This window comes from Brevibacterium mcbrellneri ATCC 49030 (assembly GCF_000178455.1).
Taxonomy (GTDB): domain Bacteria; phylum Actinomycetota; class Actinomycetes; order Actinomycetales; family Brevibacteriaceae; genus Brevibacterium; species Brevibacterium mcbrellneri.
Window position 1 is genome coordinate 40,713 of record NZ_ADNU01000008.1, and the last position, 15,201, is coordinate 55,913.

Sequence of the window (15,201 nt, forward strand, 5' to 3'; positions counted from 1 at the left end):
TATAACCGGGACCAGTGAATAGCATGGGCGGGGCTGATCTCTGATCAGCCCCGCCCATGCTATTCAGTTTTTCGTGGTTGCTTAGTTCTTGCGACGAGTAGCTACCGAAATCACGGCACCTGCTGCAAGGAGTGCGACACCGACGCCCAACGCAACACCGATCTGCGCACCTGTACGTGGCAGCGGGTTCGAGGAATCCTTGCCAGCTTCTTTGTCAGAGCCGTCAGAATCGTTGGAGCCGCTGGAGTCATCAGAGTCGTCGCCTGGCTTCTGCGAAGGAGCGTCTTCGGAAGGCTTGTCAGTTGGTGCGCCTTCAGTTGGGTCTTCGCTTGGCTTGATTTCACCAGGCTTTTCCTCACCTGGTTTCTCGTCGCCTGGCTTTTCTTCGCCAGGCTTTTCTTCGCCAGGTTCGTCTTCAACTGGGCGGGTTGACGAGGTCAGCCACCAGCTTTCGACGAAGAAGTCCTTGGGGTCGATGGTCTTGTTCTTCACAGTCCAATCGACGATCGCTTCACGGATTGCAATCTGGTCGTTGTACACCTCGGGCAGGTCACTTACCGGGTAGCCAGAACCACCGGACGCGCGGTAGTTGTTGATCGCCATGATGAACTCGTCGGAGTCCTTGAGTTCAGAGCCATCTTCCAAACGCAGGTTCTCAATGCGCTCGCCAACTGGCTTGGAGATGTTGATGTCGTACTTCACGCCGGTAACAGCGTCGTACGAGTAATCTGGAATGTCACGTCCGCGTTCGTCGTCTCGTGCATTGGTGACTTCTTCAGGGTTGAAGTCAGCGCCTTCGTCTACCTGCTTGAAGTAACGAGCCGACCATTCGAGGTACTCACGTAGCTGCTTGCCGTTGATCTTTACACCCGACAGCGTGTTGTCGTACACGTACAGTCCGGCAACGTCGCGGATCGTGACATCGCCCTTCTTGAACTCTGCGGTCCGGCTAAATGGCGACGCCTGCGAAATGACAGGCAGGTCCTTGTATTCGCTGTCCTTGAGGGCGTTGCGAACAGTGTCGGCCTGCACGTGCGAAATGAAGTCCACGATTGCGGTGTCTTCGTAACGCGAGGTCTTAGCGCTCATGGTTTCGGTCGCTTGACCAACCACTTTGTTCACGTGCTTGATGGTCTTTTCGTGTGGAACCTTCAGCGCGTCCTTGAGTTCCTGGTCCTCAGGAGCCTCGCCCGAGTAGTGTGGGGTGACCTTGGGCTTGTTGTCTTCGGACCAGTCAACCTCGAAGCCGCCCTCGCCGTCTGGTACCAAGGAGAGACCCACCTCGGAGACGGAACGAGCCCAGAACTTAGGCTGCGTCACCAGTGCCTGCGTGCCGTCCACCTGTTTGACGTATTCCTCTGGTTCATCCTGGTGGGAGTGCCCTGCGATCACAATGTCAATGTCGGGTACCTCGCGGGCGACCGAGGTGGCAAGGTCGTCGGTCTTGTTTTTAGGGTTCCATGTGGAACCTTCAGGGTCCTTACCAGAGTGCGCAAGGGCGACCACAACGTCAGCGCCGGCTTCTTTTGCCTTGGGAGCCCACTTCTTTGCAGAGGACACAATGTCATCGAAGTGTGCCTTGCCGTCAAGGTGCTGCTTGTCCCACACTGCAGAACCGGGAGGCGTTACCCCAACAACACCCACCTTGACGGTTTTTCCGTCGATCTCACGTTCGACGATGGTGTACGGGTCGAACATGGGTTCGCCCGTGGCGTCGTCGATGACGTTTGCGCCCACGAGTGGGAAGTCGACCTGGCTCTGGTAGCGCTTGAGGAATTCGAGTCCGTAGTTAAATTCGTGGTTACCGACAACCTGAGCGTCGTAGCCGATCAAGTTGTTCGCGGTAGCCATGGGGTGCTCTTTGCCGGTCTTCAGGATGTTTTCCTGGTTGGCGTAGTAGCTGGTGAGCGGGCTTCCCTGAATGCTGTCACCGTTGTCGAAGACGAAGACTTTGTCAGCTCCACGGTCAGCGCGGACCTTCTTCACGATCGAGTTCACGTGTGTGAGACCCAGTGAATCCTTTTCAGGGTACGGCTGGTTTGTGAAGTAGTCGAAGTCGTAAATGTGACCGTGCACATCTGTTGTCGCAAGGAAACTCAGGTCCAGGTTTTCTGGTGCCGGTTGCGCCAGTGCAACTACTGGGCTCCCAGTGATGACGCAGGCCGTAACAGCCGCGGCTAGGGTGCGAATTCGCATCTCACAGACTCATTTCTTAAGGGAATTTGGGGACCCTCTGAGTCTAAAATGTGAAAGAAGCGATTCTGGTTACGTGCGGTTTAACCCGCGGTTAAGTATCGCTTCACCCGCACGCCTAGCCACCGGTTGCTATTCGTAGAGTTGTGCTCAGTAACGGAACAGTGCTGCGGTGTTTTCAACACTTCCGTCGGACATGATGACGAGCTTGCCCGAATTCTGCAAAGTGGCCAGGATGGCCTCGTTCACAACATCAGCGTTCCGAGTCACGCTGGGGTTAATGAACAGCGTGTCCACGCGCCCTTCTACAGCTGCTTCGCGAATCTTGTCACTTTGTGTAGAAGCCAAACCGGTGCCGAGCTTCGCTGAAAAACGTTCAAACGTAGCATCGTCCTGTGCTTTGAACGTGGGAAGAAGCGCCTCCCACGCGGCCGCGTGAAGTTCCTTTGGCGAGCGACTGTCAGGGTTCCCCTCGACCATCGCGTCTTGCAGTGCGGGGTACGTGCAGAACTGCTTAAATGCCGGGTGCGCTTCAGCAACGGCAGCCAAAACCATGGGCTGTGACCGGGCTTTACCCAGCAAGTCGCCAACACCCTGGCCCACAGCTTTGAGGAACTTGTCGACGAACACAGCGTCAACCTCATCTCCTGCTCCGTGACCGTGGAACATGGCGCGGTCTCCACCGACTGAACGGGACTGTAGCTGTCGCTGGCGTTCATCTGGGCTCACAACATCGTCGAGCGACGACGGAACTGTGTCACCCAAGTCCAGCTGCGTGATTGAGTCGCGGGTTGCGTCAAACAAACGCACCTTGGCGCGTGAGAGAGCCAAAATGTAGAACTTGGAAGATTCGGCCAGCGCGGTTGCCAGCGGGCGCAATGCGAACTGTTCGCCCACGTGGACGCGTTCATCCAGTGGAACGCCCACCCGGAAAACAAAGTGAACATTGTCAGCGGAGTACAGTGCGAGGCCGTCTCCTTGGTTACGCCAAAAAGGACCGTCGTTGATTAGTGCAGTAAACGTCTCTAAGCGCGCGTCAATGTCGCTACTTGAAAGTCCGGCCTCTGCAAGCTTCTGTTGAGCTTCACCTAGAAGCGATTTGAGGCGCGTAGAAGATTCGCGCGACTGCTGATCAGTGCGATTAACGGGCATGAGCACCGACAGGTGAGTTCCGGTAGCCTGTGCCATCTGGTCGAGGTGCGTTTTTTCGATCTGGTCAAAACTACTGTGTCCCATACATGGATCTTACCCAGAATGCATGTGGCATGCATCTCATTTTGTGTGTCACAGCAATGTTGTGCGGAACTCCTTGACCTCTTTATCACCCTTGCCACACGTCGCCGGACGCGGAGGCAGGTCACTGACTGTGTGCTCAACTTCTACCGCGTGGGTGTTCCCGTTCGCGCACTTCACGTGAAACACGGTGTCGCTTGTGGCCTCCACGTCAACGACATCGGCAATCCCGGTGAGGTGGTAGTGGGACCGGACTGCCACCTCACCGGCCTGAGCTGGTTTCGAAAACGCACTGCGCCCACGCAACAGATCCAGGTGAACCTGGCCGTCGACAGCCAGATCCCAGATCTGACGTGCGGCCACCACTCCGGCCCGCCCGTACGTAAACCCCCAGGGGAGGACAATTAAAGCAGGTGCGAATCGGTGGCCACCCGTGTGGCTGGTTTCCCACACCCGCGCCGAGGTGGTTTCGGCTGGGGCATCAGCGTTCTGCGGCCCAGCGACATGTTGGGACAAAAGCGCTGCCACCGGGCGACCTTTGAGAGCACAACACACATCGCGCTTGCCATGCGTGCAGATGAGTGCCAAAGGCGATTCGACGGCGGTAGCGCCGGGTAGCGTCGCAGGGTTAGATATGTCAAGGTCAAGAAGATCAGACACGCTATTGATGGTGAGTGTGTACAGAGCCTCCTGGCCCGGCGTCGACTCCGCAATAAACACCCGGTGGCCGTTTGCGTCTTGACCGTCTCGGCCAGGCTCGCGAATGAACTGGAACCGCGCATTGTGTGCATTCATGTGGGCTTTGACCTGGGCGGCTAGTTCTTCACCCAAAGCAAAGCCGTCCAAAGCGTCGTGGCCCCAGCCGTGACTGAACTCCACGCACACCCACCGGGTCGCTTCAAGAGCAGTCCCAAGAAGAGGTTCGTCAAAAAAGTCAGAACACGCTGTCATATGAGTCCTTTATGTGAAACTACGCTTTGTTTGCTTCGGTTGCCATTGGTTCGTCATCAAGTTCGAACCCATGGATTTTCTCCAGGCGGGTCCAACGCCATACTCCAGCGAGAATCAATCCAGTAAGCGTGACGAGAGTGACGAGCATGCCCACCCACACCTGGTGAGTGAGGGCAACGGCAATGTAGCCGACCAAAGCCGCAGCGGCAGTAGCCAAAGCGTATGGAAGTTGCGTTTGTACGTGAGTGACAACTTCGCATCCTGCACCAGTTGACGACAAGATAGTGGTGTCAGAGATAGGTGAACAGTGGTCTCCCATGACTGCACCTGCAAGAACCGCTCCTAGAGCGGGGATCACCATATCGGTCGCACCAACTGCCAACAGGATGTCACCGGCGAGTGGGATCAACAGACCAAAGGAGCCCCATGAAGTTCCCGTGGCAAAAGCCATAGCTGCTGCAACAACGAACATGAGTGGGACCAACCATTGGGTGGGGATGCCTGCATTTTCAACGAGTCCACCCAGGTATTCGCCTGTGCCCAAAGCTTCGACCACAGTTCCCAGCATCCACGCGAGGATCAAAATATAGATGGCTGGAAGCATGGATCTAGTGCCTTCAGCAACACCCTTAAACAGGGTTCCCGCGTTGAACTTGGAGTGGCTGCTTGTGTAGCGGAAGTAGTAGAACACGGCGGCGATCAGGCCGGCAGTTCCTCCGTACAAGAGCGAGTTGGGCACCAAGGTCGACGCGAGCATGTCCATGGGGTTCGCGCTTCCGCTTTCCATGTACCCGGTGATAAACATGGCACCAATGACACCGACAACCAAGAACACGAACGGAACGATTAACGAGCGGAGCGCGCCGGGACGGTAAACAGGGAGATCTTCGGAGAGCTCGCCGGGGATTTCGGCGTCCTTTGCAAACATTTCACCTTCGGCTAGCGCCCTGCGTTCTTCGCGTCGCATGGGGCCGGCTTCCAAGCTGAAAATAATGACCAGGAAGACCGCGACGACCGCGCCGACCGCATAGTAGTTAGCGGCGGCTGCTCCCAGGAATCCCATCACGCCGTTAGGCGCGACAGCAGCCGCGGCAATGATGGGGGCCATAAGACCAATAATTGAGGCGCCCCAGCTCGAAAACGGCGCGAGAACAGAAACAGGCGCAGCGGTTGAGTCGATGATATACGCGAGTTTCGCACGTGAAACCTTGAACCGGTCAGATACCGGACGTGCGACCTGCCCCACCGCCAAAGCGTTGAAATAGTCATCGATGAAGATGGCAATTCCTAAAAACGCGGCAAGTAGCTTTGCTCCACGGCGTGACTTGATGTGTTTAACTGCCCAATCCGAAAACGCTTCTGTTCCCCCAGCCATGAGCACGAGCGCGGTAATGACTCCCAGGATCACCAGGAAGATCAGGTTGAACACTTGGTCAGTGTTCACGCGCCCAGCTTCAGAGTCCCAGAAGATTACCGCGAACGCTGACCAGATTTGAGACAGCGTACCCAGAGGGTTGAAGTTTTCAACGAGAAGAGCTGCGAGAACCACACCCAACCCTAGGCTGAGAACCACCCGCCGGGTGACGATCGCACTGATAATCGCGATGATAGGCGGAAGGATTGTGAGGATTGGATACTGGTCAACCACGGACACTAACTCCCTTGTTTTGAAGGTTGGTACAGACAGTTTAACGGGGTTTAGTGACCGCGAGCGATCCATTCGTCCAGGTGAGGACGTTCAGCGCCAATTGTTGTGGCGTCGCCGTGCCCAGTGAGAACCACCGTGGAGTCCGGGAGCTCAAACAGTGTGGAGCGAATCGAATCAATGATGGTGTCAAAGGACGAATATGACCGTCCAGTGGCGCCCGGACCACCAGAAAACAGAGTGTCGCCGGACAGCAAAACGGGAACGCTGGCGTTTTCGCCTAGTTCGTTACGCAACTGGTCTACAGCCTGCCCGAGGTCGTTTGGCAACTGGGCGAGCGTGAGTCCGCTTTCGATGTAGAAGCATGTGGAACCGGGGGAGTGGCCAGGCGTGTGCAAGGCTTTTAACTGAAGTCCCGCGATGCTGAACGTGTTTCCATCCTGGATGTTTTCATCCGGCTTAACATCTGGGAACACCGCGTCCCACAGCATCGAGTCTTCTGCGTTGAGGCACACGGGGATACCACCCAGCGAGTCCTTCGTTTCAAGCGCGTAGCGGATGTGGTCGTCGTGACCATGTGTGAGCAGGATACGTTCACAAAAGCGTGTTCCCACCTGATCTGCCACGCGCTCAGGGTCGTGGGCAGGGTCAACGACGACGACTTCGGCGTCATCCCCAACTATCCACACGTTGTTGTCCACGTCCCACGTTCCGCCGTCAAGCGAAAACGTGCCGGACGTGATGAGTCGTTCAATTCGCGCTGTCATTGATAACCACCGATCGTAGAACTTCACCGCGTCCCATTTTGGCAAACGCGTCTTCAACTTGGTCAATTGTGATGCGTTCAGAAACGAATGTGTCCAGAGGCAGGCGACCTTGTTTGAACAGGTCGATAAACATTGGGAAGTCGCGTTCGGGCAAGCAGTCGCCGTACCAGCTGGACTTCAACGAGCCACCGCGACCGAACACGTCGAGGAGCGGAACGGACAGTTCCATTTCAGGGGTAGGTACTCCCACGAGCACGACGGTTCCGGCGAGATCGCGGGCGTAGAAGGCTTGGCGCCACGTTTCAGGAACTCCAACCGCGTCGATCACGACGTCAGCGCCAAAACCGCCAGTGAGTTCCTGTACAGCGGTGACAACGTCATCCTCGCCGAGGTCGCGCGAGTTGATGGTGTGCGTGGCGCCTAGGTCTGTTGCCCACTGAAGCTTCCGGTCGTCAAAGTCGATCGCAATGATGCGGGAGGCGCCGGCTAGGCGTGCTCCAGCAACGGCGGCAGCCCCTACGCCACCGCACCCGATAACAGCGACGGACTGACCGCGCGTGACCTTACCGGTGTTGATCGCTGCACCCAGACCGGCCATGACACCGCACCCCAACAGGCCAGCGACTGCCGGGTCGGTTTCTTCAACCTTGGTGCACTGACCTGCAGCCACCAAGGTCTTGTCTGCGAAGCTACCGATTCCAAGCGCCGCTTCGAGTTCCGTTCCGTCGGTGAGAGTCATCTTCTGAGTCGCGTTGTGGGTGTCGAAGCAGTACCAGGGTTCGCCTCGTTTACAGGCGCGGCACTCACCACAGATCGCGCGCCAGTTGAGAATCACGAAGTCGCCAGGCTCCACATTTGTGACACCTTCGCCTACCTGGGAGACGACCCCCGCGGATTCGTGGCCCAGTAGATACGGGTAGTTGTCGCCGATTCCGCCTTCGCGGTAGTGAAAGTCCGTGTGGCACACACCGCAGGACTTCACATCGACCACGACCTCACCGGGGCCGGGGTCTGGAATGACAATGTCGACGAGTTCGACTGGCTTTCCTTTGGCTTTGGCAACAACGCCTTTAACTGTCGTGGGCACGTCAACTCCTATGCGTGATCTACTATGTGTATAGAGCCCAGTCTATGTAGGAACCGCGTTCAGCTTCTATAGCTGAACGCGGTTCCGTTACGCTAACGTCGCTCTAGCAGACTCAGTTTTCGACGTCTGAGTGCTTCTTCAAATGCACGATCGCGGCTCCCAAGCCACCCCACACGGTGACCATGGACAGCAACATCATGATGATTGCCGGTGTGCTCATGCGTTTTCTCCTTGAATGTCTTTAGCGTGAATTGTCTCTTGTGTCTCGTCATGGTCCGTGCGAGCTGCGTCAACGACATCCTTGCGCCACGGAACCAGTGACATGATCACCGCGAATACCACTAGTCCGGCGACCATGCCCCAGCCGAATACGCCCACAAACCAGCCCGGGTATTCGCCGTAGCCATTCTTGACCAAGTCATATGTGGATGTGATGAACATGTAGCCCAACACGACAGGGGTGATGACGCCCAAGAAAACAATCCAGGTCCAGCCCACCTTGAAACTGCTGACCTTGTTGAGGTGGTCACGCAGGGTAGGCAGTGCTCGGATAACCCACGTCAAGCAGATGAGAGCGATCAGAGCAATTCCCACGATGGCCAGGTTGTTCACGAAGGCGTCGACCACGTCGAGCACGCTCAGGCCCGTAATCGTGGGGTAGAAGATACAGGAGACAACTGCCATGAATCCACCAAAGACAATAGTTGAGGTCTTCTGCGAGATGCCCAGTTTGTCTGCGACTGCCGCAGTCACAACTTGTACCAACGAAATGAGTGAAGTCAGACCGGCGAACACTAGGCTCAAGAAGAAAAGGACACCAAAAATGGATCCACCTGGCATTTCCGAAATGAGGGCTGGGAAAGCAACGAACGCGAGCCCGGGTCCACCTGCCACAGTTTCACTCACCGCGACACCACTCTGGTGAGCCATGAAGCCAAGAGAGGCGAACACACCAATACCAGCCAGGATTTCGAAGCTGGAGTTTGCGAAACCAACGACCAAGCCAGAGCCCGTCAGGTTGGTGCGTGGCTTGAGGTAGGCCGAGTACGTGATCATGATTCCGAACGCAACGGACAGGGAGAAGAAGATCTGCCCGTACGCTGCAATCCAGACCTTGGGGTCAGAAAGCGCGCTGAAATTAGGGGTGAAGAACGCATTAAGTCCTTCAACCGCGCCCGGAAGGGTGAGCGCGCGAATAACCAATGCCACAAACAGCACCAGCAGAATAGGTAAGAAGATCTTGCTGACGCGCGCGATTCCGTTCTCCACTCCACCCACAAGAATAAGCAGGGTAGCGACCCAGACAGCGATGAGTGGCAACAGCACTCCCACGACCGGTTGCACGCTAAACGTCACATCGCCAGACTGCTGGAGGAAGGTTCCACCAAAGAATTCTTCGGCGTTGTCGCCCCAGCTTTTGTTAAGCGAGAAGAACGTGTAACAAATCGCCCAACCGATAATGACCGCGTAGTAAATGGAGATCACAAAAGCGATTCCCACGTGAATCCAACCGATGGGTTCGGTTCCGCGGTTGAGCATGCGGAAGTTTAGTGGTGAAGACGAACGGAACTTGTGTCCGATCGAATAATCCAAGAACAGAAAAGGGATACCCACCGTGATCAGCGCAATCAAATAGGGGAGGATAAACGCCCCTCCACCGTTTTCAAACGCAACATAAGGGAAACGCCAAATGTTGCCCAGCCCCACGGCCGATCCAATTGCAGCCATGATAAACGCCGTCTGTGTACTAAAGACCTGGCGTGGCTGAGAGGAAGTAACTTGTTTCATCAACTGTCCCTTAAACCTGCACAGATAACCTGTGTCGCACGTGAAGCAACCCAGCGGCCTTTGCTGGGCTGTTCGAACGTGCAATATATAACATGAATCACATCGTCGTCATTCAAGCCCATATCGTAGACAAGTTCAGCATTTAAGTACACTTGATGCGTGACGATTCAGCTATATAACTCGAAGACCCGCAAGCTAGAGCCTTTCGCGCCCGTAACACCGGGGTGCGCGAGCATCTACGTGTGTGGTGCCACGGTCCAGGGTGCACCTCATATTGGGCACATGCGTTCGGCCGTGGTTTTCGACCAGTTGCGCCGGTGGATGACGTACCGGAACTTCGACGTCACGCTAGTTCGGAACGTCACTGACATTGACGACAAGATCCTCTCGAAGTCAGTTGATGAGGGCAGGCCGTGGTGGGCGCACGCTTTCCTTTATGAACAGGTGTTTACCGAGGCATATGACCGGATCGGAGTCGCGCCCCCAACCTATGAACCACGCGCTACCGGGCACATTCCAGAAATGATTGAGCTGATTGCTCGTCTCATCGAAGCTGGCCATGCCTATCCAGCTCAGGACGGTTCAGGGGATGTGTACTTCGACACCGCCTCGTGGCCGGAATACGGATCGCTTACCCGCCAAGACCGCGGCAGCATGGAAGACGCCGCCGACGCCCCCGTGCGTGGCAAGCGCGACCCGCGTGACTTCGCGGTGTGGAAAGGCCGCAAGGACGCTGACCCTGTGACAGCTTCGTGGGACACCCCATGGGGCCGAGGTCGTCCCGGCTGGCATATTGAATGTTCGGCAATGAGCACCAAATACTTGGGTGCACAGTTTGACATCCATGGTGGCGGACGAGACCTGAGGTTCCCTCACCACGAAAACGAAATGGCGCAGTCCAATGCGGCCGGCGACCCCTTCGCAAACCTGTGGATGCATTCGGGGTTGGTCAGTGTGGACGGCAACAAAATGTCCAAGTCCTTGGGGAACTCGATTTTCGCTCACGACCTTTTTGACGAATACTCGCCACTACTCGTGCGTTTCTTCCTCACCTCGGGCCACTACCGATCCCAGCTCGAGTTCACCCGGGACAATGTGGCTCAGCAACAAGCTGCGGTCACGCGCATCACCAACTTCCTCACGCGAGCCCGAACCGAGCTCGGGGACACAGCGCCTGCCGTTGTGTCATTCGAATCTGGCTACGAAGGCGGTCACGTGGCACCCGAATTTGCGGAGGCCATGGACGATGACCTGAGTACACCTCGGGCGCTTGCCGTTGTTTTTGACTACGTCAGCAAGGGATACAAACTCTTAGAGGCCGGGGGTTCCGCAAACCGCGAAGAACTTGCACACACGCTGGTTGCTGTCGAAACCATGCTCGACACACTGGGAATCAATCCCACAAGTCTCCAGTGGGCAGAAACCGCAAGCGGCTCAGATTCGGCCACGCAGGCCCTGGACGTACTCGTATCTGAACTTGCAAACCGAAGGCTGGAAGCGAAAAAAGCCAAGGACTTCGCCAATGCTGACGCGATTCGCGATCAACTCACACAAGCAGGCATCGTCATTGAAGACACCGCGGACGGATTCCGCTACCACCTAAAGGACTAAGCATGTCGAAATCAGGATCACGCGCTCGAAAAGGAACCGGCGGGCACGGTCGTCGCGCGCTCGCAGGTAAGGGCCCCACCCCAAAAGCTGAAGACCGGGTCTACCACAAGGCGTATAAAGCCAAACAAGAACGACTCAAGCGCGCAGCCCAACAACAGGCGCGCAAAAAGAAGAAGGAACACGGCTCAAATATGGTGGCCGGGCGCAACTCCGTGCTTGAAGCCCTGCGTGAAGGAATTCCCGCAACCACCCTGTATGTGGCGCGCCGAATCGACGCCGACGAACGTGTCCGCGACATCATCGAAGCCGCATCAGACCGGGGTATCCCCATGCTCGAAGCGGGGAAACCAGACCTTGACCGGATCACCGACGGGGCCATTCACCAAGGCGTTGCCCTTCAAGTGCCACCCTATGAATACGCCCACCCCGACGACCTGCTCTCGCTGGCTCGCGACCGCGCGGAACATCCGCTCCTCGTAGCTCTCGACGGAATCACCGACCCACGCAACCTGGGCGCCATCGTCCGCTCAACAGCAGCGTTCGGAGGGCACGGCGTCATCATCACCGAAAGACGTGCTGCCTCCATGACAGCGGCAGCGTGGAAGACCTCGGCGGGGGCAGCCTCCCGTATTCCGGTTGCCCAGGTCGTGAACCTGGCCCGAGCCATCGACGACCTCAAAAAGAGTGGCGTATTCGTTCTGGGCTTGGACATGAACGGAGACGTAGAACTGCCCAAACTGGAACTCGCTCGCGAACCCGTGTGCCTCGTGGTGGGCTCAGAAGGCAAGGGGCTTTCACGATTAGTACGTGACAAGTGCGACCAAATCGTGTCGATCCCCATCAGCGCAAGCACCGAGTCTCTCAACGCGGGAGTCGCTGCAGGGGTCGCCCTGTACGAGGTTGCCCGCACGCGCATGCTATAAGGCGCCCCGCCTTTCCCAGGAGGAAAACCGAGGCGCCTGCGGGCGTGCTTCGTAGCTAAACGCGTGGTGAGAAACGCCCGTCGTGGGCCATCCATCCACCGTCGACGAGCAGCGGTGTGCCGGTGACATACGAGGACGCATCGGAAGCGAGGAAAAGAACAGGGCCCGCCATTTCGTGCAGGTGACCCCAACGACCCACCGCAGTCTTATTGGCGTACGCGTCCCACCACTCCGTGTCAGACTTGATTTGCGCAGTCAGTGGCGTGTCGAACGGCCCGGGCAGAATCGTGTTGACCCGAACGCCAGAGCCACCCAGTTCACTCGCAAGCGTCTTGGTCAACTGCACAACCCCTGCCTTTGCGGCGGCATACAGACCCTGACCGGGTTCAACGACCTCGGCACGGAACGACGCGAACGTGACGATCGAGCCACGCCTGCGCTCGCGCATGCTGTCTCCGAACGCACGCATCAAACGGTACGTACCTTTGAGGTTGATGTCGATCACGCGGTCGAACTCTTCATCCGTGGTGTCCAACAGACGTTTACGGACATTCGCTCCCGGAGTGATGACCAGCGCGTGAGCATCCGCAAAAGACTGAGCAAGCGAGTCAACACTGCCTGAATCGGTGATATCCACGGTAAAGGCTTCAGCGGAACCGCCACGTTCAGCAATGATTTGAGCCGTGGCCTCAGCAGCTTCAGTGTTGAGATCTGCGCAGACAACGTGCGCGCCCGAATCAGCTAACCCCAGGGCTGAAACCTGGCCCAAACCTGAGCCACTACCAACAACAACGGCTGTGCGGTCGGACATGTTGAAAAGGTTCGGAATGTTAGGGACGTCTGTCATAGCCAGGCCTTTCGTGTGTGATCAGTGATTTATTGAAGTGATGAAACAACACTACGTTTAGTGACCCGGCTCACGGGGAAGCGTCCACATATCGTTCTCTTACTGCTGGTCAGGGCAGGTGAATGTCCGTGAAGACAGCGATCTCGTAGACTACGCGTATGACAGTGCGCATCCATGACGTAGCCCAGGCTGCAGGCGTTTCTGTCACCACTGTTTCCCGTGTGCTGTCTGACCGCGGTTCGGTGGCGGAAGCAACAAGGCAGAAGGTGCTCACCGCCGCTCAAAAGGTGGGATACTCGCGGTCAACGTTTCTCCCGCGTAACGATGTGCGTTTCATCGCCGTTGCTACACCGCAAGATCCTGAACATTGGCAACTTGAAGTGAGTCGCCTCGTCAACGCAGAACTGCAATCGCAGGGAATCTTGACCATGACCCCGCTCATCGATAGCAACCTCACGTCACTGAAAACTTCGATTCAGGCAGGTGCGGGGCTCGTTGTAACTCCTACGTTTACACGCCTGGATGTGGATGTCCCTGTGGTCAGGTTCGACGAATCCTCTTTTGTCAGCGCACAAACGTCGACGAACGAAACCATCGCAGCCAAACTTGACCTGGCCACGGGGTTGAGCCTGGCGTTTGAACACTTGACGGACTTAGGCCACCGCAGAATTGGCCTGGTGTGTAAAGATTCCGGCGAACTTGCGGATTTGCTGGCCTCTCGATTTCTCGCCGAACACCCCATGCGTAATTTGGGCAGTGTAGAAGACTGGATTGTCCGAGTATCCAAGTCGTATTCCGGCGGCATCCACGCTGCTATGCGCCTCAAAGACGCGGGAGGTACGGCAGTGATCGTGCAAGGACAGCTTCAACTTTTTGGAGTTCTCGACGCGATCCGGAAACGTGGCCTGACCGTGCCTCGTGACATGTCTGTAGTGGGGATTGGTGACAGCTTGACCACCCAGTACACGGGCCCACCGGCAACCGTTCTGGCGCTGGACTCCGCGGCAATGGCCCAAGCGCTCGCAGCAGCCACACGCAGTGTTTTGCACATTCCTGGCGAGAAGATGAAAACCGTGCCACCGAACTTCCGTCCCAAACTCATCGCCCGCGGATCCACCTCGGCAGGTCGAGCATGAGTCGCCCAACCCTCAAACAGATCGCTGAGCTTTCTGGCCTATCTGTGGCGACTGTGAGTCGCGTTTTGCGCGGTAAGGCATCAGTGAGTGAGTCGGCCGTTCGCGCCGTTGAAACCGCTGTGCGGACCCTGGGATACGGAACGGCACCAGGTGAGTGTTCCGCAATCGCGGTGGTGCAAGCAGTGCCGGTGGGAAGCGACGTGGACCCGTACGAATCGCTGTTTCTTCACGTGTCCGAACGCTTGTTTGAAGTGGGCCGGGCTGCCGTCCGGGTTCTCACCGGCCCCGGGATTCCTTCCGCAACTCCGATGCTCGCCAGTTCTGGAATTCGTGGTGCTCTGGTTTTGGGTGGTAGCTCCGCAGGACCCGAGGCGGTCCGCATGCAAGAGGAGGGTTTCCGGGTTTTGCGTATCGCCCAGTCCACGTATGCGGAAACCGCGCAGATTGTTTTGGACCCCACGACCTCGCTTGACACAGCGTTGAGCCATCTGGTGAACCTGGGTCACACCAGGATTGGGTTAGCGGTTCCGCGCAACAGTGCCGCGGCTGCCCGCATTTCGACTTTCCGTAAACGTCTCGCTGAGCTTCTGCATATTTCAGCTACTCGTGACCAGGCGCCGGTCGCGATGGCTGAGCCCGGTCTTCCAGCGGGTATTCATGCGGCGCAGAAGCTATTAATGGCCAACTGCACTGCTGTGATTGCGACGTCACCGTCGTTGACGTTTGGGCTCCTCGAAGCCGCTCGGCGTGAACGGTTGAGTGTGCCTGAACACGTGTCGCTTCTGACGGTGGGCGACATTCATGATGCCGACGTTCTGGACCCACCCATTTCCCAGGTGACCTACGATTGGCAGGCGGTTGCTGAGACTGCGGTTGGCATGCTCGAAACCATGCTCAGCCGACCCGGTTATATGCCGTCATACTCCATGTCGCCTGAGCTCGTTTTGCGCAGTTCGGAAAAGCCTATTCGCAGACGTTAAAACTCCTGGGCGGAACTTCCTGAGCGAATCTGCTGGGTGT

13 protein-coding genes are annotated in these 15,201 nt (G+C 57.0%); 4 read left to right on the forward strand and 9 right to left on the reverse strand.

Annotation, left to right across the window (positions count from 1 at the left end):
• Positions 1-81 precede the first annotated feature (81 nt).
• The 8 genes from HMPREF0183_RS00960 to HMPREF0183_RS00990 form a co-directional block, all read right to left on the reverse strand.
• Positions 82-2,196 carry a bifunctional metallophosphatase/5'-nucleotidase gene (locus HMPREF0183_RS00960; protein WP_005881806.1) on the reverse strand — a complete coding sequence of 705 codons (2,115 nt, stop codon included), beginning with the start codon at positions 2,194-2,196 and terminating at the stop codon, positions 82-84.
• A 147-nt stretch (positions 2,197-2,343) separates the two neighbouring features.
• Positions 2,344-3,429 carry a baeRF3 domain-containing protein gene (locus tag HMPREF0183_RS00965; protein WP_005881808.1) on the reverse strand — a complete coding sequence of 362 codons (1,086 nt, stop codon included), beginning with the start codon at positions 3,427-3,429 and terminating at the stop codon, positions 2,344-2,346.
• A gap of 48 nt (positions 3,430-3,477) precedes the next feature.
• The gene (locus HMPREF0183_RS00970) at positions 3,478-4,377 is read right to left on the reverse strand and encodes a ferredoxin family protein (protein ID WP_005881810.1); all 900 of its coding nucleotides are present in this window, start codon (positions 4,375-4,377) and stop codon (positions 3,478-3,480) included.
• 19 nt (positions 4,378-4,396) lie between these two features.
• A complete protein-coding gene (locus HMPREF0183_RS00975; protein WP_083801408.1) occupies positions 4,397-6,025 on the reverse strand; it encodes a Na+/H+ antiporter NhaC family protein in 1,629 nt (542 codons plus the stop codon).
• Between the two features lie 50 nt (positions 6,026-6,075).
• The gene (locus HMPREF0183_RS00980; protein WP_005881813.1) at positions 6,076-6,789 is read right to left on the reverse strand and encodes an MBL fold metallo-hydrolase; all 714 of its coding nucleotides are present in this window, start codon (positions 6,787-6,789) and stop codon (positions 6,076-6,078) included.
• Positions 6,773-7,876 (reverse strand): S-(hydroxymethyl)mycothiol dehydrogenase, encoded by a 1,104-nt coding sequence (locus HMPREF0183_RS00985; RefSeq protein WP_005881815.1) that lies wholly within the window; start codon positions 7,874-7,876, stop codon positions 6,773-6,775. The genes HMPREF0183_RS00980 and HMPREF0183_RS00985 overlap by 17 nt, the downstream gene beginning before the upstream one ends.
• Before the next feature lie 112 nt (positions 7,877-7,988).
• The gene (locus tag HMPREF0183_RS12370; protein WP_083801406.1) at positions 7,989-8,096 is read right to left on the reverse strand and encodes a methionine/alanine import family NSS transporter small subunit; all 108 of its coding nucleotides are present in this window, start codon (positions 8,094-8,096) and stop codon (positions 7,989-7,991) included.
• Positions 8,093-9,664, reverse strand: coding sequence for a sodium-dependent transporter (locus HMPREF0183_RS00990; protein WP_005881817.1), 1,572 nt, complete (start codon positions 9,662-9,664; stop codon positions 8,093-8,095). The genes HMPREF0183_RS12370 and HMPREF0183_RS00990 overlap by 4 nt, the downstream gene beginning before the upstream one ends.
• A gap of 159 nt (positions 9,665-9,823) precedes the next feature.
• On the opposite strand from HMPREF0183_RS00990, the gene cysS reads away from it, so the two are divergent.
• Both cysS and rlmB read left to right on the forward strand, forming a co-directional pair.
• Positions 9,824-11,275: a cysteine--tRNA ligase gene (cysS, locus tag HMPREF0183_RS00995; protein ID WP_040347588.1), complete on the forward strand. Its 1,452-nt coding sequence runs from the start codon at positions 9,824-9,826 to the stop codon at positions 11,273-11,275.
• A gap of 2 nt (positions 11,276-11,277) precedes the next feature.
• Positions 11,278-12,198 (forward strand): 23S rRNA (guanosine(2251)-2'-O)-methyltransferase RlmB, encoded by a 921-nt coding sequence (gene rlmB, locus HMPREF0183_RS01000; RefSeq protein ID WP_005881821.1) that lies wholly within the window; start codon positions 11,278-11,280, stop codon positions 12,196-12,198.
• Positions 12,199-12,253: 55 nt separating this feature from the next.
• On the opposite strand, the gene HMPREF0183_RS01005 is transcribed toward rlmB, so the two are convergent.
• Positions 12,254-13,045, reverse strand: a complete 792-nt coding sequence (locus HMPREF0183_RS01005; protein ID WP_005881823.1) for an SDR family NAD(P)-dependent oxidoreductase — start codon at positions 13,043-13,045, stop codon at positions 12,254-12,256.
• A gap of 158 nt (positions 13,046-13,203) precedes the next feature.
• Here HMPREF0183_RS01005 and HMPREF0183_RS01010 point away from each other — a divergent pair, with 158 nt between their 5' ends.
• Together HMPREF0183_RS01010 and HMPREF0183_RS01015 are read left to right on the forward strand one after the other, a co-directional pair.
• Positions 13,204-14,181, forward strand: a complete 978-nt coding sequence (locus HMPREF0183_RS01010) for a LacI family DNA-binding transcriptional regulator (RefSeq protein ID WP_005881826.1) — start codon at positions 13,204-13,206, stop codon at positions 14,179-14,181.
• Positions 14,178-15,161, forward strand: a complete 984-nt coding sequence (locus tag HMPREF0183_RS01015; RefSeq protein ID WP_005881828.1) for a LacI family DNA-binding transcriptional regulator — start codon at positions 14,178-14,180, stop codon at positions 15,159-15,161. The genes HMPREF0183_RS01010 and HMPREF0183_RS01015 overlap by 4 nt, the downstream gene beginning before the upstream one ends.
• Positions 15,162-15,201: the final 40 nt, after the last annotated feature.

What these genes read in the sequence shown, in the direction of transcription:
- HMPREF0183_RS00980 (WP_005881813.1), bottom strand. Translation starts at nt 6,789, where the DNA reads ATGACAGCGCGAATTGAACGACTCATCACGTCCGGCACGTTTTCGCTT.
- HMPREF0183_RS01015 (WP_005881828.1), top strand. Translation starts at nt 14,178, where the DNA reads ATGAGTCGCCCAACCCTCAAACAGATCGCTGAGCTTTCTGGCCTATCT.
- HMPREF0183_RS00960 (WP_005881806.1), bottom strand. Translation starts at nt 2,196, where the DNA reads ATGCGAATTCGCACCCTAGCCGCGGCTGTTACGGCCTGCGTCATCACT.
- HMPREF0183_RS01010 (WP_005881826.1), top strand. Translation starts at nt 13,204, where the DNA reads ATGACAGTGCGCATCCATGACGTAGCCCAGGCTGCAGGCGTTTCTGTC.
- rlmB (WP_005881821.1), top strand. Translation starts at nt 11,278, where the DNA reads ATGTCGAAATCAGGATCACGCGCTCGAAAAGGAACCGGCGGGCACGGT.
- HMPREF0183_RS00970 (WP_005881810.1), bottom strand. Translation starts at nt 4,377, where the DNA reads ATGACAGCGTGTTCTGACTTTTTTGACGAACCTCTTCTTGGGACTGCT.
- HMPREF0183_RS00990 (WP_005881817.1), bottom strand. Translation starts at nt 9,664, where the DNA reads ATGAAACAAGTTACTTCCTCTCAGCCACGCCAGGTCTTTAGTACACAG.
- HMPREF0183_RS12370 (WP_083801406.1), bottom strand. Translation starts at nt 8,096, where the DNA reads ATGAGCACACCGGCAATCATCATGATGTTGCTGTCCATGGTCACCGTG.
- HMPREF0183_RS01005 (WP_005881823.1), bottom strand. Translation starts at nt 13,045, where the DNA reads ATGACAGACGTCCCTAACATTCCGAACCTTTTCAACATGTCCGACCGC.
- HMPREF0183_RS00965 (WP_005881808.1), bottom strand. Translation starts at nt 3,429, where the DNA reads ATGGGACACAGTAGTTTTGACCAGATCGAAAAAACGCACCTCGACCAG.